This window comes from Streptomyces sp. NPDC002467 (assembly GCF_042889825.1).
Classification (GTDB): Bacteria; Actinomycetota; Actinomycetes; order Streptomycetales; family Streptomycetaceae; genus Streptomyces.
In genome coordinates this window covers 154270-174686 of the sequence record NZ_JBIARJ010000001.1, presented here as the reverse complement: position 1 = coordinate 174686, position 20417 = coordinate 154270, and the positions used below count along the sequence as shown (strand labels likewise).

Genomic DNA, 20417 nt, shown 5'->3' with positions numbered 1-20417 from the left:
GAGATCACGGACGGGGATGCCTATGACGCGCGGTAGCGATACTCGGGACGAAACGGCCACGGGAGCCCGGGCGGGCGGCGACGTCGCCGTGAGCACCGACGGCCTGCCCTCCTGGCTCGACCCCGTCGTCGAGGCGGCCCGCAGCGTGCAGGGGCCGCAGCTCAGCCGGTTCCTGCCCCCGGCCGACGGCCGCGGGCGGCAGTCGGCCGTCCTCGTCCTCTTCGGGGAGGGCCCCCGCGGTCCCGAGCTGCTGCTGATGGAGCGCGCCGGCACCCTGCGCTCGCACGCGGGCCAGCCGTCCTTCCCGGGCGGCGCCCTGGATCCGGAGGACGGCGATCCGGCCACCACCGGCCCGCTGCGCGCCGCCCTGCGGGAGGCCGAGGAGGAGACGGGGCTCGATCCCTCCGGGGTCCAGCTCTTCGGGGTGCTGCCCCGGCTCTACATCCCGGTGAGCGAGTTCGTCGTGACCCCGGTGCTCGGCTGGTGGCGTACTCCGAGTCCGGTCGGCGCCGTGGACCCGGCCGAGACGGCCCGGGTCTTCACGGTCCCCGTGGCCGATCTCACGGACCCGGAACACCGGGTCACCACCGTCCACCCGCGCGGCCACCTGGGCCCGGGTTTCACCGTCGAATCGGCCCTGGTCTGGGGTTTCACCGCCGGGGTGATCGACCGGATCCTGCACTTCGCGGGGTGGGAGCGTCCGTGGGACCGGTCACGACAGGTCCCGCTCGACTGGCACGCATGAGACGGTGACCCACGTGAACGTGCTGGACATCTTGTTGTTGGTCGCCGCCGTGTGGTTCGCGATCGTCGGCTACCGGCAGGGGTTCGTCGTCGGCGTCCTGTCGGTGATCGGCTTCCTCGGCGGTGGCCTCATCGCCGTGTCCCTGCTGCCCCTGGTCTGGAACCGGGTGACGGACAACGGCAGCCAGGTGTCCACCACGGTCGTGGTGATCGCCGTCGTCGTGATCATCGTCTTCGCCTCCGTCGGCCAGGCCCTGACCACCCACCTCGGCAGCAGACTCCGCCGCCGCATCACCTGGTCACCGGCGCGCGTCATCGACGCGACCGGCGGAGCCGTGGTCAACGTGGTCGCGATGCTGCTGGTGGCCTGGCTGATCGGCCTGCTGGTCGCCGGTACCTCGATACCCACGCTGGGCAAGGAGGTGCGCACCTCCAGAGTGCTGCTCGGCGTCTCGCGGGTGCTGCCCGACCAGGCCAACACCTGGTTCTCGAACTTCAGCTCCACCCTGGAGCGCAACGGCTTCCCGCAGGTGTTCACCCCGTTCGCGAACGAGCCGATCCCCGAGGTGCAGGCGCCTGACCCGGACCTCGTCAGGAGCCCCGTCACCGAGCAGGCCAAGGGCTCGATCGTGAAGGTCGTCGGCACCGCGCCCAGCTGCAGCAAGGTGCTGGAGGGCACGGGCTTCGTCTTCGCGCCCGGGAAGGTGATGACCAACGCGCACGTCGTCGGCGGGGTCGGCGAGCCGACCGTGCAGATCGGTGGCGAGGGCAAGCTGTACGACGGCAAGGTCGTGCTCTACGACTGGGCGCGCGACATCGCCGTCCTGGACGTGCCCAAGCTGAAGGCGCCCGCGCTGGAGTTCACCGACAAGGACGCGGTGAGCGGCAACGACGCGATCGTCGCCGGCTTCCCGGAGAACGGCGCGTACGACGTGCGCGCGGCCCGCGTCCGCGGCCGGATCAACGCCAACGGCCCGGACATCTACCACCGGGGCACCGTCCGACGGGACGTCTACTCGCTGTTCGCGACCGTCCGCCAGGGCAACTCCGGCGGCCCGCTGCTGACGCCGGACGGCAAGGTGGCCGGGGTCGTCTTCGCGAAGTCCCTCGACGACCCGAACACCGGCTACGCGCTGACGGTGGACGAGATCCGCGACGACATCAGGGTCGGCAAGACCGCCGCCCAGAGGGTCGACAGCCAGGGTTGCGCCCTCTGACCCGCCGCTGACCGGCCCCCGAGCCGTCCACGCCGCCTGCGTCCTCCGCGTACTCCACGTCCTCTACGTCCGTGGATGACGCAGGCGTGCCGAGACCCACATGGCCCGGCGGCGCAGGATGCGCGGAATCCCGAGTCGGAGGTCGTGGCCGTGCCGGCCGGCCCTCTCGTGGGTGCCCGGCGCGGTCGCCGAGCGGTCCTCGTGTGCGGTGTCACCGTAGTCGTGCGTCCAGCCCATACTCCGAGCTGTGCCCGTGCCCCAAGGTCGGTAACCCCGTATGCGGGAGCCAATTGGCCTATGCGCCAGGCAATTGAATGCTCGTCATACCGGTTATGCCGGTTAAGTGAGGGTCGGTCAGCGATCCGGCTCGGGGTCCTTGAGCCAGTTCACCAACTCGGTGGAGAAGGCCACCGGGTCCTCCTCGTGCGGGAAGTGCCCGAGCCCGTCGAACAGCCGCCACCGGTACGGGGCTTCGACGTACTCGCCGGAACCGGCCGCGCTCCGCGTCCGCATCACCGGGTCGAGCGAGCCGTGCAGGTGGAGCGTCGGCACCCGCACCGGCCGCTTCATCCGCCGGTTGAACTGGAGCCCGTCGGGCCGCGCCATAGACCGCATCATCCAGCGGTACGGCTCCACCGAGCAGTGCGCGGTGGACGGGATGCACATGGCCCGCCGGTACACGGCGATGTCCTCGTCGGTGATGGACTCCTGCAGCCGGGGACCCGACCACTCCCGGATCAACTCCCCGACGAGCGCCCCGTCGTCGGCGACGAGCCGGCGCTCGGGGATGAACGGCCGCTGGAAACCCCAGATGTGCGAACTGGCCCTGGTCTGACCGAAGTCCGACAGCATCGCCGAACGCCAGCGGCGCGGGTGCGGCATCGAGGAGACCACGAGCCGGCGCACCAGCTTCGGCCGCATCACCGCGGCCGTCCACGCGAGGTAGCCGCCCAGGTCGTGCCCGACGAGCGCGGCGTCCGGCTCGCCCAGGGACCGTACGACCCCGGTGATGTCGAGCGCCAGGTTCGCGGGGTCGTAGCCGCGCGGGGTGCGGTCGCTGCCGCCGACCCCGCGCAGGTCCATCGCGACCGCCCGGTATCCGGCGTCGGCGAGCGCGGTCAGCTGGTGCCGCCAGGTCCACCAGAACTGCGGGAAGCCGTGCAGCAACAGCACCAGCGGCCCGTCGCCGACCTCGGCGACGTGGAAGCGGGCGCCGTTGGCCGCAACGTCCCGGTGCGTCACCGCTCTGCCGCCGGGGAGGTCGAGCCGTACCGCCGTGGCGGCGGTGGGGGGAGTGCTCGGGTCCGGCGTGGGGGCTGTCATGAGGACGAGCGTGCCACACCCACGGCCTGGTCACTCACCGGCCGCGGGTGCGGCTTGACGGTTCCGAGGAGCGCGGAGGTCTGCTTGACGGACTCGATGGTCTTCACCGGCGGCTTGACCTTCTTGAACTTGGACATGGCGATCAGCCCGATCACGGCCGCGAGCACCCAGAACGCCACGCCGACGATGAGGAACGACCATGCGAGGCCGAGTCCGAGGTTGTGGATCCCGTAGGCCGCGGCGAAGCTCAGCACCGGCAGGGAGAAGAGGAGCAGCACTCCGGCGACGATCGCGGCGCCGCTGCCGATGCCCGCGCGCTTGACGTCCTGCTTGATCTCCACCTTGGCGAGGGCGATCTCGTCGTGCACCAGGGCGGACATCTCGGCGGTGGCCGAGGCGACCAGTTGGCCCAGCGTGCGCTCGGCTCCTTGCGCCCCTTGGTCCACTGCGGTCATCGCTCTCTCCCTCTTGTCGTCTGCCGGGCTGCTTCGTGTGTCGCCGGCGGCTGTCCTCCGTCGTCAGTCAGATCATGCCGGACGGTCGGCCTCGTTGCTGGCCCCGGCCGCCGCTTCGGCCTTGCGGCGGTGCTCCGCGGCCCTCTCCTCGTAGATCTTCGCCATCCGCAGGTGGTACGCGGGGTTGTGCTCCTCGTAGATGTCCGGGATGCCGTCCTGGTCGTCGTCGCGCTCCTCGGCCTCGGTGAGAGCCCTGTACTTGCGGTTGCGGAGCTTGAGCAGGACGCAGGCGATGACCGCGGCGATGAGCGAGCCGATCAGGACGGCGGCCTTGATCTCGTCGGTGAGCACGGGGTCGCCGGCGAAGGCGAGCTCGCCGATCAGCAGGGAGACGGTGAAGCCGATGCCGGCGAGCGAGGCCACGGCCAGTACGTCGGGCCAGGCGAGGTCCTCGTTCAGCTCGGCCTTGGTGAAGCGGGCGGCCAGCCAGGTGCCGCCGAAGATGCCGACGGCCTTGCCGACGACCAGTCCGAGGACCACGCCGAGGGTCTCGGGCCGGGTGAAGACCTCGGCGATGGCCTTGTCGGAGAGGGACACGCCGGCGGAGAAGAGCGCGAACAGCGGTACGGCGAGGCCGGCCGAAATCGGCCGTACCAGGTGCTCGATGTGTTCGCCGGGGGAGTGCTGCTCGCCCTCCCTGGTGTGGCAGCGGAGCATCAGGCCCATCGCGACGCCGGCGATGGTGGCGTGGACCCCGCTGTTGTACATCAGGCCCCAGACGACCAGCGCGAGCGGGACGTAGACGTACCAACCGCGGACGCCCCGGCGCAGCAGGAACCAGAACAGGACCAGGCCGACGAACGCGCCGCCGAGCGCCAGGAAGTCGATCCGCTCGGTGAAGAACACCGCGATGATGATGATCGCGAAGAGGTCGTCGACGACGGCGAGGGTCAGCAGGAACGCGCGCAGCGCCGAGGGCAGAGAGGTGCCGATGACCGCGAGGACGGCGAGCGCGAAGGCGATGTCGGTGGCGGTCGGGACGGCCCAGCCGTCCATCGAGCCGTTGCCGAGGGTGTTGACGAGGGCGTAGACCAGGGCCGGTGCCGCCATGCCGCAGAGGGCGGCGATGACCGGGAGGGCGGCCGCCTTGGGGTCGCGCAGGTCGCCCGCGACCAGCTCGCGTTTGAGCTCGATGCCCGCCACGAAGAAGAAGATCGCGAGCAGACCGTCGGCGGCCCAGTGCTGGATCGAGAGGTCCAGGCCGAGGGCGGCGGGGCCGATGTGGAAGTTCTTGACGGTCTGGTAGCTCTCCGCCAGGCCCGGGGTGTTCGCCCAGATCAGGGCGGCGACCGCGGCCACGAGCAGCAGCACACCGCCGACTGTCTCGGTGCGCAGGGCATCGGCGACGAAGCGCCGCTCGGGCAGCGAGAGCAGACCGAGGAACTTGCGGCTCTGGCGATCGGTGCGGTCGGGCGTGGCCACAGCGGGGCACCTCCGGGGTCGGTTGGACGGCATGGCGAAGCTCGTTGCCGACCAGACTTCCCGGCGCACCCTGTGGTTTTCATGCTTGGTTTTACGCTTTGCAGATTTTACAGGGTGTACGCGAGGGCATATCCGGTGATCATCACTTTATGCGCGAAAGGGGCACCCGGCGCGGCGCGCCGGGTGCCCCTTTCGTCGTGTCTCAGTCCTCGCTGGAGGCGCTCGGCAGCTTGCTCTGGATCAGGCTCATCACCGAGGAGTCGGCGAGCGTGGTGACGTCGCCGACGGCGCGGTTCTCGGCCACGTCGCGCAGCAGACGGCGCATGATCTTGCCCGAGCGGGTCTTCGGCAGCTCCTGGACCGGCAGGATCCGCTTCGGCTTGGCGATCGGGCCGAGGGTGGCGCCCACGTGGTTGCGCAGTTCGGCGACCAGGCCTTCGGTCTCCGAGGCGCTGCCGCGCAGGATGACGAAGGCCACGATGGCCTGGCCGGTGGTCTCGTCGTTCGCGCCGACCACGGCCGCCTCGGCGACCGAGGGGTGCGAGACGAGCGCGGACTCGACCTCGGTGGTCGAGATGTTGTGGCCGGACACGAGCATCACGTCGTCCACCCGGCCGAGCAGCCAGATGTCGCCGTCCTCGTCCTTCTTGGCGCCGTCGCCCGCGAAGTACTTGCCCTCGAAGCGCGACCAGTAGGTGTCGATGAAGCGCTGGTCGTCACCCCAGATGGTGCGCAGCATCGACGGCCACGGCTCGGTGAGGACCAGGTAGCCACCTCCGCCGTTCGGGACCTCGTGGGCCTCGTCGTCCACGACCGTGGCGGAGATCCCGGGCAGCGCGCGCTGCGCCGAGCCCGGCTTGGTCTCCGTGGCGCCGGGCAGCGGGGAGATCATCATCGCGCCGGTCTCGGTCTGCCACCAGGTGTCCACGATCGGGCAGCGGTCGCCGCCGATGTGCTTGCGGTACCAGATCCAGGCCTCGGGGTTGATCGGCTCGCCGACCGAGCCCAGCACGCGCAGGCTCGACAGGTCGAACTTCGCGGGGATGTCGTCGCCCCACTTCATGAACGTACGGATCGCGGTGGGCGCGGTGTAGAGGATGGTGACGCCGTACTTCTGCACGACCTCCCAGAACCGGCCCTGGTGCGGGGTGTCCGGCGTGCCCTCGTACATCACCTGGGTGGCGCCGTTCGCGAGCGGCCCGTAGACGATGTACGAGTGCCCGGTCACCCAGCCGATGTCGGCGGTGCACCAGTAGACGTCGCTCTCCGGCTTCAGGTCGAAGACGGCGTGGTGGGTGTACGCGGCCTGAGTGAGGTAGCCGCCCGAGGTGTGCAGGATGCCCTTCGGCTTACCCGTGGTCCCCGAGGTGTACAGGATGAAGAGCGGGTGCTCGGCGTCGAAGGCCTGCGGGGTGTGCTCGGCGGACTGACGGCCGACCAGGTCGTGCCACCACAGGTCGCGGCCCTCGGTGAAGGCGGTGTCCTGGCCGGTGCGCTGGACGACGAGCACGTGCTCGACCTGGGGACACTTGCCGACGGCCTCGTCGATCGCGGGCTTCAGGGCGGTCGCCTTGCCGCGGCGGTAGCCGCCGTCGGCGGTGATGACCAGCTTGGCGTCGGCGTCCTGGATGCGGGAGGCGACGGCGTCGGCGGAGAAGCCGCCGAAGACCACGGAGTGCGCGGCGCCGACGCGGGCGCACGCGAGCATCGCGACGACCGCCTCGGGGATCATCGGGAGGTAGACGGCCACCCGGTCGCCGGCCTGGACGCCCAGCTCGGTCAGGGCGTTGGCGGCCCTGGAGACCTCGTCCTTGAGCTCGGCGTAGGTGATCGCGCGGCTGTCGCCGGGCTCGCCCTCGAAGTGGATGGCGACGCGGTCGCCGTTGCCGGCCTCGACGTGGCGGTCCACGCAGTTGTAGGCGACGTTCAGCTTGCCGTCGGCGAACCACTTCGCGAAGGGCGGGTTCGACCAGTCGAGCGTCTCGGTCGGCTCCGTGGCCCAGGTCAGCCGCCGGGCCTGCTCGGCCCAGAAGCCCAGCCGGTCCGCGTCGGCCTGTGCGTACGCAGCCTCTTTCACGTTGGCGGCGGCGGCCAGATCGGCGGGCGGTGCGAACCGCCGCTCCTCCTTGAGCAGATTGGCCAGGCTTTCATTGCTCACGAGATCTCCCTTTCCCAGGGTGTCCGTTGTGTCCCCGGGCATAGCTCATCAGTCGGCGGCCCGGGTGACAAGGGGTAGCCGACAATTGGTTTAGACCTATGTCCGTTCCGGTGCCGCGCGGGGGCGGCGTGCGAAGGCCCCCTCCCGCTGCAGGGTGCGAGAAGGGGCCACGCGATTGCACGGATACGGGAGGGTATCGGTTCACACCCCGTGCCCAGGGGATCTGCTCAGGGGATCCGGTGAAGGGATCCGGTCGGGGGATCCGTCAGGCGTTCTGGCCGACGCTGTCGAAGACTCGGCAGTCGAAGAAGTCCTCGCCCTCGGACAGCAGGTACGCCTGCGCCTCGCCCACGTGGAAGTACATCCCGTGCAGCTCCAGCGTCCCCTCGGCGAGCCGCCTGGCCACCGACTCGTGGGCCCGCAAGTGCTCCAGTTGCTGCACCACATTGGTCAGGCACAGCTGCTCCACGGCGTCGGCCGGGAGCCGCCCGGAGATCCGGGCCCAGGCGTGGTGGCGGCTGGCCATCCGCTCCAGGCTGGGCAGCCCGTGCCGCAGCCAGCGGCGCAGCGGGGTCATCGGCTGGCCGGGAGCGGAGTTGAGCAGGGCCTGCATGGCCCCGCAGCCGGAGTGGCCGCACACCGTGATGCTGTCCACCTGGAGCACGTCCACGGCGTACTCGATGGCCGCGGCGACCGAATCGTCCGTGGACTCCGCACCGGGGAGCGGGACCAGATTGCCGACGTTGCGGACGGTGAACAGGTCCCCGGGGCCGCTCGCCGTGATCATGCTGGTCACCAGGCGGGAGTCCGCGCAGGTGAGGAAGAGCTGCGAGGGCCGCTGCCCCTCGCGGGCCAGCCGGGCCAGCTCGTCCCGTACGTGGGGCGCCGTATCGCGCTGGAAGGCGCCGATCCCGTTGGCCAGTTGACCGGCTCCGCGCCTGCGGGGGCGCGACTCCTGGGAGGCCGCCGACTCCAGTGCCTCGGCCGCCGTCTCCAGGTCGCCGGACTCGGTCGTACGGGGCCGGTCCGGTCGGTGGTCGCAGTGGTTCTGCCAGGGCGTCCAGGGTCGGCAGCAGTGGTGTGCCCCGCGCTGCGGTCCGCCGCGGGGGCGCTCGGCCGCACTGGCGCGGCCGGTCACCTTCAGCGAACCTCCGTGCGCCACATGGGAGTCCTGCCAGTCCTGCAGGGTCTCGTAGGCCGCGTGGTCCATGAACGAGCCGTCCAGCTCGATCAACGCCTGGCCGTCATGGGGGATCTGGTTCAGCGCCCGGCTCAGCCGCGGCACCGCGAGGAAGGTCAACTGCCCGCGGGCCCGCACCCGGTGCACCCCGCCGTCCAGTTGTTCCACCGTGATCCTTGTCCGGGCGAGGCGGTGCAGGGCCAGGGCCACGGCGACCGCGATCCCGATGGTCACGCCCTCCAGGACCCCGCCGAACACCACCGCGACGATCGTCGTGACGTAGACGAGGATCTCGCGGTGCCGGGTGACGGTGCGCAGGTGAGTGGCATTGACCATCTGCACGCCCAGCGCCATGACCAGGGCGGCCAGCGCGGCGAGCGGGATGAGGTCGAGGACGGGGACGAGCAGCCCGGCCGCCAGCAGCACCCAGAGCCCGTGCAGCATGACCGACCGCCGGCTGACGGCGCCGTACTTGACGTTGGCGACGCTGCGGACGGCCCCGCCCGCGACCGGCAGTCCGCCCAGGGCGCCGGAGACGATGTTCGCCACGCCCTGGCCGCGGAGTTCTTTGTCGAGGTCGGCGCGCGGCGGGCGGTTCCCCGTCTGCCGTTCGGTGGCGATCAGCTTGTCGGTGGCGACCGCCGAGAGCAGGGACTCCACGCTGCCGACCAGGGTGATCGTGAGGACGGCGGCGATGATGCCGAGGACCGGCCCCTCGGGCAGCTCGGGCAGCGCGTGGCTGCGCCAGGACGGCAGGTCCACGCGGGGCACCGTGAGCCCGGCGAGGGCGGCGAGGACGGTGGCGGTGGCGACGGCGGCCAGCGCCGCCGGCACCTTGCGCAGTGCCCGGCCCGCCCGGCCGGGCACCCGCGGCCAGGCGATGAGGACGGCCAGCGTGAACACGCTGACGGCGAGTGCGCCCGGGTGCAGGTCGGCCAACTGGTTCGGCAGCGCGCGGACATTGGCCACGGCCGAGCTCTGCGGCGTGCCGCCGAGCACGATGTGCAGGTTGGCCAGCGCGATGGTCACGCCGACGCCCGCGAGCATGCCGTGCACGATGGCCGGGCTGACCATGAGCGCCGACCGGGCGGTCCGCAGCGCGGCGAGCCCGAGCTGGCAGCAGCCCGCGAGCACGGTGATGGCGCACGTGGTCCGCCATCCGTAGCGCTGGATCAACTCGGCGGAGACCACGGTGAGTCCGGCCGCCGGTCCGCTCACCTGGAGCGGGGCGCCGCCGAGCCGCCCGGCGACGATCCCCCCGACCGCCGCGGCGACCAGGCCCGCCTGGAGCGGGGCTCCGGTGGCCAGGGCGATGCCGAGCGAGAACGGGAGCGCGATGAGGAACACCGCGAGGGAGGCCGAAAGGTCGGCCGGGAGGTTGGCGGGAAGGGTTTTGGCAGGGGCAGTCATAAGGTCCCGTCTCCTCTGGCCTGGTCTGGCCCGGTCTGGTCTGGGAGGGGTGAAGCGGCGGGAGTCTCAACACTCAGTAAACGAATGGTAATGGTGAGTAAAGGTGGGTGAAAGGTAATACGGGCAAATGGACCATGAAATACCCCCAAGGAGTGATTGAGCTTTTTATCCGGCTTGTCACACCTTCCTCAAAGCAGACCGCATGGGACGTTGCGGCGCGGAAGTCCCGTCAGGGAACCGCGATGAACCGCGATGGCTCTGCCATGGATCTGCGAGGGAGAGGTGGGGCGGATGATCGCCGCCACGAAGAAGATCGCCGGTGGCCTGGTCGCCACGGCGCTGGCCCTGGGGGTCGCCGGGTGCACCGCCTCGGAACCCGCCAAGTCCCCGGCCCCCGGCCCCCAGAACGCCAGGAAGGGGGCGGCCGCCGAGGCCCCGGGCAGCGTCAACCGGCCCATCGGCGACGGCTCGACCGCCTACACCGGCACGCAGCCGAACGTACAGAAGCCGCAGAAGCTGAAGCCGGGCGAGAAGCCGCCGCAGTTCGTGGTGTTCTCCTGGGACGGGGCCGGTGAGGACAGCCAGAAGCTGTTCTCGCACTTCCGCGAGGTCGGCAAGAAGTACAACGCCCGTATGACGTACTTCCTCAGCGGCGTGTACATGCTCCCGGAGGAGAAGCGTTCCCTCTACACGGCCCCGCAGCACTCGTCCGGCCGCTCCGACATCGGCTTCGGTGACCTCCAGGGCATCAAGGACACCGCCACCCAGGTCCGCGAGGCCTGGCTGGAGGGCAACGAGATCGGCACCCACTTCAACGGCCACTTCTGCGGCCCCGACGGCGGAGTCGGCACCTGGTCCGTGGAGGAGTGGAAGAGCGAGATCAACCAGGCCAAGTCCTTCGTCAAGAACTGGAAGACGAACGCCGATCTGAAGGCCATGCCGGCGCTGCCGTTCGACTACGACAAGGAACTCGTCGGCGCCCGCACCCCCTGCCTCGAAGGCCAGAAGAACTTCATGCTGGCGGCCAAGGACATGGGCTTCCGCTACGACTCCAGCGGCATCAGCAAGCAGATCTGGCCCAAGAAGACGGACGGCCTCTGGGACATCCCGCTCCAGCTCGTCCCCATGCCGGGCCGCGCCTTCGACACGCTGAGCATGGACTACAACTACATGGTCAACCAGTCCGGGACGACCTCCCAGGGCGACCCCTCCCAGCACACGTACTGGGGTGACCAGATGCGCGACGGCCTGCGCCAGGCCTTCGACCGCGTCTACCAGGGCAACCGGGCGCCGCTGATCATCGGCAACCACTTCGAGTCCTGGAACGGCGGCACCTACATGCGCGCCGTCGAGGAGTCCATCAAGGCCATGTGCACCAAGCCCGAGGTCCGCTGCGTGCCGTTCCGCGAGCTCGCGGACTGGCTGGACGCCCAGGACCCGAAGACCCTGGAGTGGATGCGGTCGCTCGACGTCGGCGAGGCGCCGAAGGCCGGATGGGCGAAGTTCCTGACCGCGGGGCCGCCGGCGAAGCCGGCCGCCCCCGCGGGCGTCAAGCCGGCTGCGGAGCCGGCCGATGGGGCTGCGGACGAGGGCTGAGGAACGCGTCCGCAGCGGCCGCGTCCACGGCGGCCGCGTCCACGGTCGCCGCGTCCTCGCGGAGCACGAAATCGGGGTCGATCTGGTCCGCCAGGTCGACCCCGGTCTTGGCGTTGCCCCAGCTCTCCGCGTTCCTGAGGTGGAAGCGCACCATCTGCTCGGTGTACCGGCCCCAGTCGCGGTGCGCGTAGGAGTCGTCGGCGGCGTCCTGGAGGGCCTGGAGGGCCAGCCGGTTGCTCGCCTCCAGCAGCTCGAAGGCGGCCGGACGGCCCTTCTCCATCGCCCGCACCCAGTCCGAGTGCCCCACGGTGACCAGCAGGTCCTCGCCGGCCTCGTCCTGGAGGAACTCGATGTCCTCCGGCCCCTGGACCTTGTTGCCGATGACCTTGAGCGTGATCCCGAAGTCCCGGGCGTACTCCTTGTACTGGCGGTAGACGGACACGCCCTTGCGGGTCGGCTCGGCGACCAGGAAGGTCACGTCGAAACGCGTGAACATGCCCGACGCGAAGGAGTCCGAACCGGCCGTCATGTCGACGACCACGTACTCGTCGGGTCCGTCGACGAGGTGGTTGAGGCAGAGCTCGACCGCTCCGACCTTGGAGTGGTAGCAGGCGACCCCGAGGTCGGCCTCGGTGAACGGCCCGGTCGCCATGAGACGTACGGGCTCCCCGTCCAGCAGCAGCGTGCGGGCGCAGGCCTCGTACACCGGGTTGTCCTCGGTGATGCGCAGCAGGCGCGAGCCCCGACCGGGCGGAGTGGTCTTGATCATCGTGTCGGCGGACGCGACGCGCGGGTTGGAGCCCCGCAGGTACTCCTTGATCAGGGGCAGGTGCGCGCCCATGGCGGGCAGTTCGGCGGCCTCCTCGTCGCTGAGGCCGAGCGCGGTGCCCAGGTGCTGGTTGATGTCGGCGTCCACCGCGACGACGGGGGCTTCATTGGCGGCGAGGTGGCGGATGAAGAGGGAGGACAGCGTCGTCTTTCCGCTGCCGCCCTTTCCCACGAAAGCGATCTTCATGTTCACCAAGCGTAGTGGGTTGACGACGGGGAGTCGTCGAGGTGAGTGAAGAAGACCACTCCAAGGAGGGGTCGGTGGTACGGGGGCGCAGTGCGTAGGCTCCTTACTTATGAGTAGCGCTGCTGACCCGCTGGCCGCACTGGCCGGGCTGCCGGGTGTCGCCGATTCCGTGGATTCCGTACGCAAGGCCGTGGACCGGGTCTACGGGCACCGCGTGATGCGCCGCCGGAGCGGAGAGATCACCTCGGAGGCCGCGCTGCGCGGCGCGCGCGCCAGTGCGGCGCTGTCCGGTGCCGACTGGGCGTTGGAGGAGGTGCGCCGCCGGACGGACTTCGGTTCGGAGCCCGAGGCCCGCATGGTCGGAGCCGCGCTCCGGCTCACCGCCGAGGCGGGGCAACTGCTGAGCATCTGGCGCCAGTCGCCGCTGCGGGTGCTGGCGCGACTGCACCTGGTGGCGTCGGGGTCGACGGTGGAAGGGGACGTCGTGGGGCGTCCGCGACTGACGGGCGAGCCGGTGGACGAGCCGCTGGTGGACCTGCCGCTGCCGAGCGCGGACGAGGTCGCGGGCCGGCTCGACGGCCTGTCCCGCCTGGTCATCGCGGGCGGTTCCGCCCCGGCGCTGATCACGGCCGCGGTGGTGCACGGCGAGCTGCTGGCCCTGCGTCCCTTCGCCACGTACAACGGCCTGGTTGCGCGGGCGGCGGAGCGGATCGTCCTGATCAACAGCGGGCTGGACCCGAAGGCGATCTGCCCGGCCGAGGTGGGTCACGCGGAGCAGGGGCGCGAGGCGTACCTGGAGGCCTTCGCGGGCTACGTGTCCGGCACCGCCGAGGGGATGGCCGCCTGGATCGCCCACTGCGGGCGGGCGATCGAACTCGGTGTGCGCGAGTCGACGGCGGTCTGCGAGGCGCTCCAGCGGGGCGCGGCCTGATCGGTTTCGCCCGTTCGGCCCATCAGGACCGTCCGTCCCGCCCGGCCTGCGAATTTCCGTCCGGACACGGGTTGCGGCGACACCCATACCGCTCTGGTGTCGCCGCTGGCATTCACGCCCAGTTACCAAGCGTCCTCGATGGTTGCCCATCAGGTCGGGAGCTTTGCCCGTTCCCTGGTGCGGCTGGCCCGTAATCGACGGGTCGACGTCGCGTGGGTGCTCGGCGTTCATGCTTCGGTCCGTGGGCCTTACTGCGTTTTAAAGATGATCCTCTCGGATGTTCTTTGGTCTCGCGGGCCGTTGCTTTATTTGTACTCCGGTTCGGTTCCATGCGAAACCCCTGGCTCCACTTTTTACTTTCCGGGGCGAGCTCGGGCGAACCGGACAGCCGCTATCGGTGCAGGTCAGGACATTCACCTGGACGTGGCGGCGGCCAGTGCGTTCGCGCGGCGCCGGCTCGCGTACCAGACCAGCCCGGCCGTGACCGCCGCGGCGCCCACGGCGGCCGCTGCGACGAGCGCGGGCCGCGCGGGCATGGACAGCCCGGGAAGCCGCTGCTTGAGCCGCACGGGCCGGTCGAAGACCAGGACGGGCCATTCGCGCGCGAGGGCCTCCTTGCGCAGCGCCCGGTCCGGGTTGACGGCGTGCGGGTGCCCGACCGCCTCCAGCATCGGGACGTCGGTGATGGAGTCGCTGTACGCGTAGCAGCGGGCGAGGTCGTAGCCCTCGGACTCGGCCAGCTCGCGCACGGCCTCGGCCTTCGTGGGCCCGTACGCGTAGTACTCGATCTCACCCGTGAAACAGCCGTCCTCGCCCACGACCATGCGCGTGGCGACGACCCGGTCCGCGCCGAGCATCTCCCCGATGGGCTCGACCACTTCGGCGCCGGAGGTGGACACGATCACCACGTCGCGACCGGCGGTGTGGTGGGCCTCGATGAGGGACGCCGCCTCGTCGTAGATGATCGGGTCGATGAGGTCGTGCAGGGCTTCCGCGACGATCTCCCGCACCTGCTGCACGTTCCACCCCTTGCAGAGGGCGGACAGGTACTCCCGCATCCGTTCCATCTGGTCGTGGTCGGCGCCGCCGGCCAGGAAGATGAACTGTGTGTATGCGGTGCGCAGCACTGCGCGGCGGTTGATCAGGCCGCCCTGGTAGAAGGACTTGCTGAACGTCAAGGTGCTCGACTTCGCAATGACCGTCTTGTCCAGGTCGAAGAAGGCTGCGGTACGAGGCGAGGAGTGCGGCAAGGGCTGATTTTCCACGCCCCGAGCATATGCGCCCACCATTCGGCGTAAGGTGTGGCGCGTGGGTTTGCCTGAGAGGGCTCTCGGGTACACCATGGAAGTCACGGATCGTTCGCGACCGTGCTAACCCGGTCTGGCTCCTCCCCCCCCGAGTCGGACCGTGGGGACGACCCCCGCTCTCCCCCCCGGCGGGGGTCGTCGCATGTCCGGACGCGGTTCGCGTCCCTGCCTTCGGCCCCAAGTGACCATCTCCCGGCCCTTCCTCTTGCGCGGGGCCCTGCCCGTCGAAGGCCCTCACCACATCAGACTCGTGACGCTGCGTAGTGGTTTCGGCGCGTTCCGGAATCTCACCTGTGAGGGTGACCGGGTTATTCACAATCGGTCCTCTGTCCACAGTTTTCGAGCAAGATCCACTTCTTTTTCCCGATCGCGGCACGGTGATTCCGGCCGCGAAGTCCGCGGCGTACGGATTTGCAGGGAGAAGGGGGCGGAGATCGTGGCTCGATCGAAGTCGTGTGAATCGTGGTCGGGGAAGCCTGCCAAGGTCGTGGCCGGGGCCGTGGCCGTCTCCGGGAGCGCGTCCGGTCGCGCGGCAGGGGCGGAAGCGGCCGGCGGGCGACCGCTGATCATCACCGAGGATCCGCTGCTGCTCGACGACTTGCTGCGGTTGTGCGCCGCCGCGGGCGCCGAGCCGCACGTGTACCACGCGGTGCCCGGGCAGAGCGTCGGGAGCGGTGCGAGCAACGGGAGTGCCGGGGGCGTCGGTTGGGAGTCCGCGCCGCTCGTGCTCGTCGGGGACGACGCGGCCCGCCGGGTGCGCGGGGCGCCCCGCAGGGGCGGGGTGTTCCTCGTCGGCCGGGAGTTGGACGACCCCCTGGTGTGGCAGCGGGCCGTGGAGATCGGAGCGGAGGAGGTGCTGCGGCTCCCCGATGCCGAGAGCCGGCTCGTCGACCGCATCGCCGACGTGGTGGAAGGCGCCGGGCGGCCCGCCCTCGCCGTCGGGGTGATCGGCGGCAGCGGCGGCGCCGGTGCCTCCACACTCGCCTGCGCGCTCGCCCTGCGGGCCGCCCGAGGCGGGGAGCGGACCATCCTGATCGACGGCGACCCGCTGGGCGGGGGCATGGACGTCCTCCTCGGCGGCGAGGCCGCGGAAGGGCTGCGCTGGCCGGACTTCGCGGGCTCGCGGGGGCGGGTCGGCGCCGGAGCCCTGGAGGAGTCCCTGCCCGAACTGCACGCCCTGCGGGTGCTCAGCTGGGACCGGGGGGACCGGGTGGTGGTGCCGCCCGCCGCGATGCGGTCGGTGGTGGCCGCCGCCCGCCGCCGGGGCGGGGTCGTGGTGGTCGACCTCCCGCGCAGGGTGGACGAAGCCGTGGCCGAGGTGCTGGCCCAGCTCGACCTGGTGCTGATGGTGGTGCCGGGAGAACTGAGGGCGGTGGCCGCGGCGGGCCGGGTGGCGGCCGGGGTGCGGATGGTGGCCCGGGACGTGCGCGTGGTCGTACGGGGCCGCTGCCCGGGTGGACTCGACGCGGAAGCCGTGGCCGGGCTGCTGGGGGCGCCGCTGGCCGGTGAGGTGCCGGTCGAGGTGGGACTCCCCGGGCGGGTGGCCGAGGGGGAACCGCCGGGAGGGCAGGGGCGGGGCGCGCTGGCCCGCTTCTGCGACGGGTTCTGGCAACGCGTGCTCGGCCCCGCCCGGGGGGTGGCGGCATGAGCGCGGTCCTGCTGGAGGCAGTGCGAAGGCAGCTCGCCGAGAGCGGGGCGGAGCCCACCCCGGCACGGGTGGCGGCCGCCCTGCGGGCCCAGGGCAGGCTGCTCGGCGACACGGAAGTGCTGGGGGCGGCCGCCGAGTTACGGTCCGAGCTGGTCGGAGCCGGCCCGCTGGAGGCGCTGCTCGCCGACCCCGGGGTCACCGACGTACTGGTGGCGGCGCCCGACCGGGTGTGGGTGGACCGCGGTGGCGGGCTGGAGCTGACCACCGTGACCTTCCCCGACGCGCAGGCCGTGCGCAGGCTCGCCCAGCGGCTGGCCGCCGTCGCCGGGCGCCGCCTGGACGACGCCCGGCCCTGGGTGGACGCCCGGATGCCCGACGGGACCCGGCTGCATGCCGTCCTGCCCCCGATCGCGGTCGGGTCGGCCTGTCTCTCGCTGCGGGTGGTGCGGCCGCGCGCCTTCACCCTGGAGGAGCTCGTCACGGCGGGGACGCTGCCGCCCGGAGGGCACCGGCTGCTCCGGGCGATCGTCGAGGCCCGGCTGTCGTTCCTCGTCTCCGGAGGCACGGGCACCGGCAAGACCACCTTGCTCAGCGCCCTGTTGGGACTGGTCGGCCCCGGTGAGCGGATCGTGCTGGCCGAGGATTCCGCCGAGCTGCGCCCCGACCATCCGCACGTGGTGCGGCTGGAGACCCGGCCCGCCAACCAGGAGGGTGCCGGCCTGGTCACCCTGGCGGACCTGGTCCGGCAGGCGCTGCGGATGAGGCCCGACCGGCTGGTGGTCGGCGAGGTCCGGGGCGCCGAAGTCGCCGACCTCCTGGCCGCGTTGAACACCGGCCACGAAGGCGGGTGCGGCACGGTCCACGCCAACGCCGCCGCTCATGTTCCGGCTCGGCTGGAGGCTCTCGGGACGGCTGCCGGGCTCGACCGGGCTGCCCTGCACAGCCAGTTGGCGGCCGCGCTGACCCTGGTGGTCCACCTGGCCCGGGACCGGGCGGGGCGGCGCCGGGTCGCCGAGGTGCACGTGCTGGAGCGGGATGCCGCCGGGCTGGTGGTGACCGTACCGGCGCTGCGATGGGCCGCGCGCGGTTTCGTGCGGGAGCGGGGCTGGGAGCGGCTCGGTCCCCTGCTGCGGGGTGCGCGATGAATGCCTGGGCAGGGGTGGGGCTGTCGGTGCCGGTGTTCGCCGGGGTGTTGTGCGCGGGTGCGGCCGCCTGGGTGCTGGCCGGAGGCGACCGGGCCTACCGGCGGGCCCGGCTGGTGCTCGCGGGGGTCGGGCCGGTGGTCGCGGGCGGGCCGGTGCGCCGGGAGCGGTGGCTGCTCGCCGTACGGGTCCGGGCGGCGCACCGACGGGAGTGGGCCTGCCTCGGGGCCGGGCTGCTGGTCGCGCTGCTCGGCGGGTCGGTGCTCCCGCTGCTGGTGGGGGCGGCTGCGGTGCCGCTGGTGCGGCGGTGGCTGCGCACCCGGGCCCGGGAGCGGGCCCGAGTGGCCCGGGCCGCCGAGGTGGCGGAACTCTGCGGGGCGGTGGTCGGGGAGTTGCGCGCCGGCTCCCAGCCCGGGCAGGCGCTGACGGCGGCGATACGGCGCACGGTGGCGGGTCCCGGCGGGCCGGGTGCGGCGGAGGCGGGAGTGCTGGCCGCCGCGGCGTTCGGCGGGGACGTGCCCGGGGCGCTGCGCCAGGCGGCGCGGGAATCCGGGGCGGAGGGGCTGGCCGGGATGGCGGCCTGCTGGCGGGTCTCGGTGGACGGCGGTGCGGGGCTGGCCGCCGGGTTGGACCGGCTTGAGGGGGCCCTGCGCGCCGAGCGGGACCGCGAGGAGTCCCTGCGGGCCCAGCTGGCGGGGGCGCGCTCGACGGCGGTCGTGCTGGCCCTGCTGCCGCTCGTGGGGCTGCTCATCGGCACCGGGCTGGGCGCGGACCCGCTGCGCGTGCTGCTGCACACCCCGGTGGGGTGGGGCTGTCTGCTGGCGGGCGGGGTGCTGGAGGCGCTGGGGCTGCTGTGGTGCCGGCGGATCGTACGGACGGGGGAGCGGTGATGGGCGGCTTCGTGGTCCACAGGCTGGGGGCGGCGCTGTGCCTGGCGCTGGTGGCCCTGAGCGTGCTTTTCGCCGTGATGGCGGGAGTGCGGGCGCGGGGCGTGCGGCGCAGGGTCGCGGTCCTGCTGGGGGTGGCGCCTCGGCGCCGTAGGCCTTCGGTGCCCCTTCGGATACGGGGTGCGGCGGGTTGGGCCGGGCCGGCCGGGGCGGTGCTGGCGGGCTGGGTGCTCGTCGGCGGCGTGGCGGGGGTGGCTGTGGGCGCTCTGGCGGCCTTCGGGGTGCGGCGCTGGTCGGTGGCCCGGGCTCGGCCGCCTGCCGGGGTCGATCTGTGGGAGGCGGAGCGTCAGCTGCCCTTCGCCGCCGACCTGTTGGCCGCGTGCCTGGCGGCCGGCGCCGGCCCGGTGGAGGCCGCGGAAGTGGTGGGGGAGTCGCTGGGCGGCCCGTTGGGTGAGCGGCTGGCGAGGGCCGGTGCCGAGCTGCGGCTGGGCGGCGAACCGGGAGCAGGGTGGGGGAGGTTGGCGGAGATACCGGGCGCCCGACCGCTCGCGGACTGCCTGGAGCGGGCCGCGCGTACGGGGGCGCCGGCGGCGGAGCCGGTCTCCCGTCTCGCCTCGCACCTGCGGGCGGACCGGGCCCGGCGGGCGGGAGCCCGTGCGCAGAAGGCTGCGGTGCTCGTCACCGCGCCGGTGGGGCTTTGTTTCCTCCCGGCATTTCTCGCGATCGGGGTCGCACCCGTGGTGATCGGAATGGCCTCGGGCCTTCTCTCGAACAACTGACGTCACATTAATCACGCACTCAACAAGGGAAAACAACAGGAGGTTGCCATGAGGATCATCTGGTTTCGTGTGCGGACGGCTCTGAACGGTCGCCGGAGCGATGCGGGGATGTCCACTTCCGAATACGCCATGGGCACCATCGCGGCCTGTGCGTTCGCGGCGGTGCTGTACAAGGTCGTGACGAGTGAAGTCGTCTCCGCCGCGCTTCAGTCGACGATCGGGAAGGCGCTCGATGTGCCGTTCTGAGGGGGAATCCGTGGCACGCCGCGAAATGGGGGACCGCGGATATGTGACGGCGGAGGCCGCCCTGGTGATCCCGGCCCTGGTGCTGTTCGCGGCGCTGCTGGTGTGGGCGCTGATGGCGGCCGCCGCACAGATCCGGTGCGTGGACGCGGCCCGGGCCGGCGCCCGGGCGGCCGCCCGGTCCGAGCCCGCGGACGTCGCGGTGGCGGCGGCCCGGGCGGCCGCGCCCGAGGGGGCCCGGGTGGGGCTGGAGCGGGTGGGTGACCTCTGGCAGGTCCGGGTCGAGGCAAGGGCGCCGGGACCGGGGTACCTGCCGGTGCGGCTCGGCGCGCAGGCGGTGGCGCTGGCGGAGGACAGCGTGGGGCCGCCGCCGTGAGCCGGGACCGGGGTTCGGCCACGGTGTGGGCGGTGCTGGTGGTGGCGGTGCTGGGCGCGGTGTTCGGCGGGGTGCTGCTGCTGGGGCAGGCCGTCGTGGCGCGCCACCGGGCGGCGTCGGCCGCGGACCTGGCGGCCCTCGCGGCGGCGGCGAACTGGGCCCACGGCCCGGCGACCGCCTGCGCGGCGGCGGCCAGGGTGGCAGGCGCGCAGGGTGCGGGGCTGTCCGGGTGCGTCCTGGAGGGTGAGGTCGCCGAGGTCACCGCCCGGGTGGCGGCAGGCCCCTTCGCCCCCACGATCCGGTCCCGAGCCGGCCCCGCCCCGGAACCTCGGCAGGACCTGGAACCGGACCTGGGGCCGGAACCTAGGCGGCGCCACGGGCCGTAGTTCAGCCCCAGCCGGCCACACGCTCCGGTCCGGGCCCCGCACCAGGCGTGGCCCGGCCGGGCCACCCGCCCCGCCCAGCCCCGCCTCTGCCCGGCCCCGGTACCGCCCGCGGTCCTGTTACGGCCTCCGACCCCGGCC

General features: G+C 72.1%; 18 protein-coding genes. 11 read left to right on the top strand and 7 right to left on the bottom strand.

Annotation, left to right across the window (positions count from 1 at the left end):
• Positions 1-22 precede the first annotated feature (22 nt).
• Both ACFYYJ_RS00805 and ACFYYJ_RS00800 read left to right on the top strand, forming a co-directional pair.
• Positions 23-745 carry an NUDIX hydrolase gene (locus tag ACFYYJ_RS00805; protein WP_385126368.1) on the top strand — a complete coding sequence of 241 codons (723 nt, stop codon included), beginning with the start codon at positions 23-25 and terminating at the stop codon, positions 743-745.
• Positions 746-758: 13 nt separating this feature from the next.
• Entirely contained in the window at positions 759-1961 is a 1203-nt protein-coding gene (locus ACFYYJ_RS00800) for a MarP family serine protease (protein ID WP_385126369.1), read from the top strand.
• Between the two features lie 354 nt (positions 1962-2315).
• On the opposite strand, the gene ACFYYJ_RS00795 is transcribed toward ACFYYJ_RS00800, so the two are convergent.
• From ACFYYJ_RS00795 to ACFYYJ_RS00775, 5 genes are all read right to left on the bottom strand, one after another.
• A complete protein-coding gene (locus ACFYYJ_RS00795) occupies positions 2316-3284 on the bottom strand; it encodes an alpha/beta fold hydrolase (RefSeq protein ID WP_384749751.1) in 969 nt (322 codons plus the stop codon).
• On the bottom strand, positions 3281-3739 hold the full coding sequence (locus ACFYYJ_RS00790) for a phage holin family protein (RefSeq protein WP_389127539.1): 459 nt from the start codon (positions 3737-3739) through the stop codon (positions 3281-3283). The genes ACFYYJ_RS00795 and ACFYYJ_RS00790 overlap by 4 nt, the downstream gene beginning before the upstream one ends.
• Before the next feature lie 72 nt (positions 3740-3811).
• Entirely contained in the window at positions 3812-5221 is a 1410-nt protein-coding gene (nhaA, locus tag ACFYYJ_RS00785) for a Na+/H+ antiporter NhaA (RefSeq protein ID WP_389127537.1), read from the bottom strand.
• Between the two features lie 202 nt (positions 5222-5423).
• Entirely contained in the window at positions 5424-7421 is a 1998-nt protein-coding gene (gene acs, locus ACFYYJ_RS00780) for an acetate--CoA ligase (protein WP_389127535.1), read from the bottom strand.
• Positions 7422-7644: 223 nt separating this feature from the next.
• Positions 7645-9969, bottom strand: coding sequence for a SulP family inorganic anion transporter (locus tag ACFYYJ_RS00775; RefSeq protein ID WP_389127533.1), 2325 nt, complete (start codon positions 9967-9969; stop codon positions 7645-7647).
• 291 nt (positions 9970-10260) lie between these two features.
• On the opposite strand from ACFYYJ_RS00775, the gene ACFYYJ_RS00770 reads away from it, so the two are divergent.
• Positions 10261-11565: a hypothetical protein gene (locus tag ACFYYJ_RS00770; RefSeq protein WP_385364177.1), complete on the top strand. Its 1305-nt coding sequence runs from the start codon at positions 10261-10263 to the stop codon at positions 11563-11565.
• Here ACFYYJ_RS00770 and ACFYYJ_RS00765 read toward each other — a convergent pair.
• Positions 11519-12580 (bottom strand): ATP-binding protein, encoded by a 1062-nt coding sequence (locus ACFYYJ_RS00765; RefSeq protein WP_385364170.1) that lies wholly within the window; start codon positions 12578-12580, stop codon positions 11519-11521. The genes ACFYYJ_RS00770 and ACFYYJ_RS00765 overlap by 47 nt on opposite strands.
• 109 nt (positions 12581-12689) lie before the next feature.
• Between ACFYYJ_RS00765 and ACFYYJ_RS00760 the strand changes: the two genes are divergently transcribed.
• Positions 12690-13511 carry an oxidoreductase gene (locus tag ACFYYJ_RS00760; RefSeq protein ID WP_385126380.1) on the top strand — a complete coding sequence of 274 codons (822 nt, stop codon included), beginning with the start codon at positions 12690-12692 and terminating at the stop codon, positions 13509-13511.
• 413 nt (positions 13512-13924) lie between these two features.
• Here ACFYYJ_RS00760 and ACFYYJ_RS00755 read toward each other — a convergent pair whose 3' ends face one another.
• Positions 13925-14800, bottom strand: a complete 876-nt coding sequence (locus tag ACFYYJ_RS00755; RefSeq protein WP_385126381.1) for an HAD family hydrolase — start codon at positions 14798-14800, stop codon at positions 13925-13927.
• Between the two features lie 505 nt (positions 14801-15305).
• Between ACFYYJ_RS00755 and ssd the strand changes: the two genes are divergently transcribed.
• The 7 genes from ssd to ACFYYJ_RS00720 are packed head-to-tail and all read left to right on the top strand — an operon-like array spanning position 15306 to position 20279.
• Positions 15306-16466 (top strand): septum site-determining protein Ssd, encoded by a 1161-nt coding sequence (gene ssd, locus ACFYYJ_RS00750; protein ID WP_385126383.1) that lies wholly within the window; start codon positions 15306-15308, stop codon positions 16464-16466.
• Positions 16463-17611, top strand: coding sequence for a TadA family conjugal transfer-associated ATPase (locus ACFYYJ_RS00745; protein WP_385126384.1), 1149 nt, complete (start codon positions 16463-16465; stop codon positions 17609-17611). The genes ssd and ACFYYJ_RS00745 overlap by 4 nt, the downstream gene beginning before the upstream one ends.
• A complete protein-coding gene (locus ACFYYJ_RS00740; protein ID WP_389127529.1) occupies positions 17608-18498 on the top strand; it encodes a type II secretion system F family protein in 891 nt (296 codons plus the stop codon). The genes ACFYYJ_RS00745 and ACFYYJ_RS00740 overlap by 4 nt, the downstream gene beginning before the upstream one ends.
• Positions 18498-19274: a type II secretion system F family protein gene (locus ACFYYJ_RS00735; protein ID WP_389127527.1), complete on the top strand. Its 777-nt coding sequence runs from the start codon at positions 18498-18500 to the stop codon at positions 19272-19274. Before ACFYYJ_RS00740 ends, ACFYYJ_RS00735 begins: the two co-directional genes overlap by 1 nt.
• A 48-nt stretch (positions 19275-19322) precedes the next feature.
• Positions 19323-19520, top strand: coding sequence for a DUF4244 domain-containing protein (locus ACFYYJ_RS00730; RefSeq protein WP_385126388.1), 198 nt, complete (start codon positions 19323-19325; stop codon positions 19518-19520).
• Entirely contained in the window at positions 19507-19893 is a 387-nt protein-coding gene (locus ACFYYJ_RS00725) for a TadE family type IV pilus minor pilin (protein ID WP_385126390.1), read from the top strand. The genes ACFYYJ_RS00730 and ACFYYJ_RS00725 overlap by 14 nt, the downstream gene beginning before the upstream one ends.
• The gene (locus tag ACFYYJ_RS00720; protein ID WP_389127524.1) at positions 19890-20279 is read left to right on the top strand and encodes an Rv3654c family TadE-like protein; all 390 of its coding nucleotides are present in this window, start codon (positions 19890-19892) and stop codon (positions 20277-20279) included. The genes ACFYYJ_RS00725 and ACFYYJ_RS00720 overlap by 4 nt, the downstream gene beginning before the upstream one ends.
• The last annotated feature ends 138 nt before the right edge of the window (positions 20280-20417 follow it).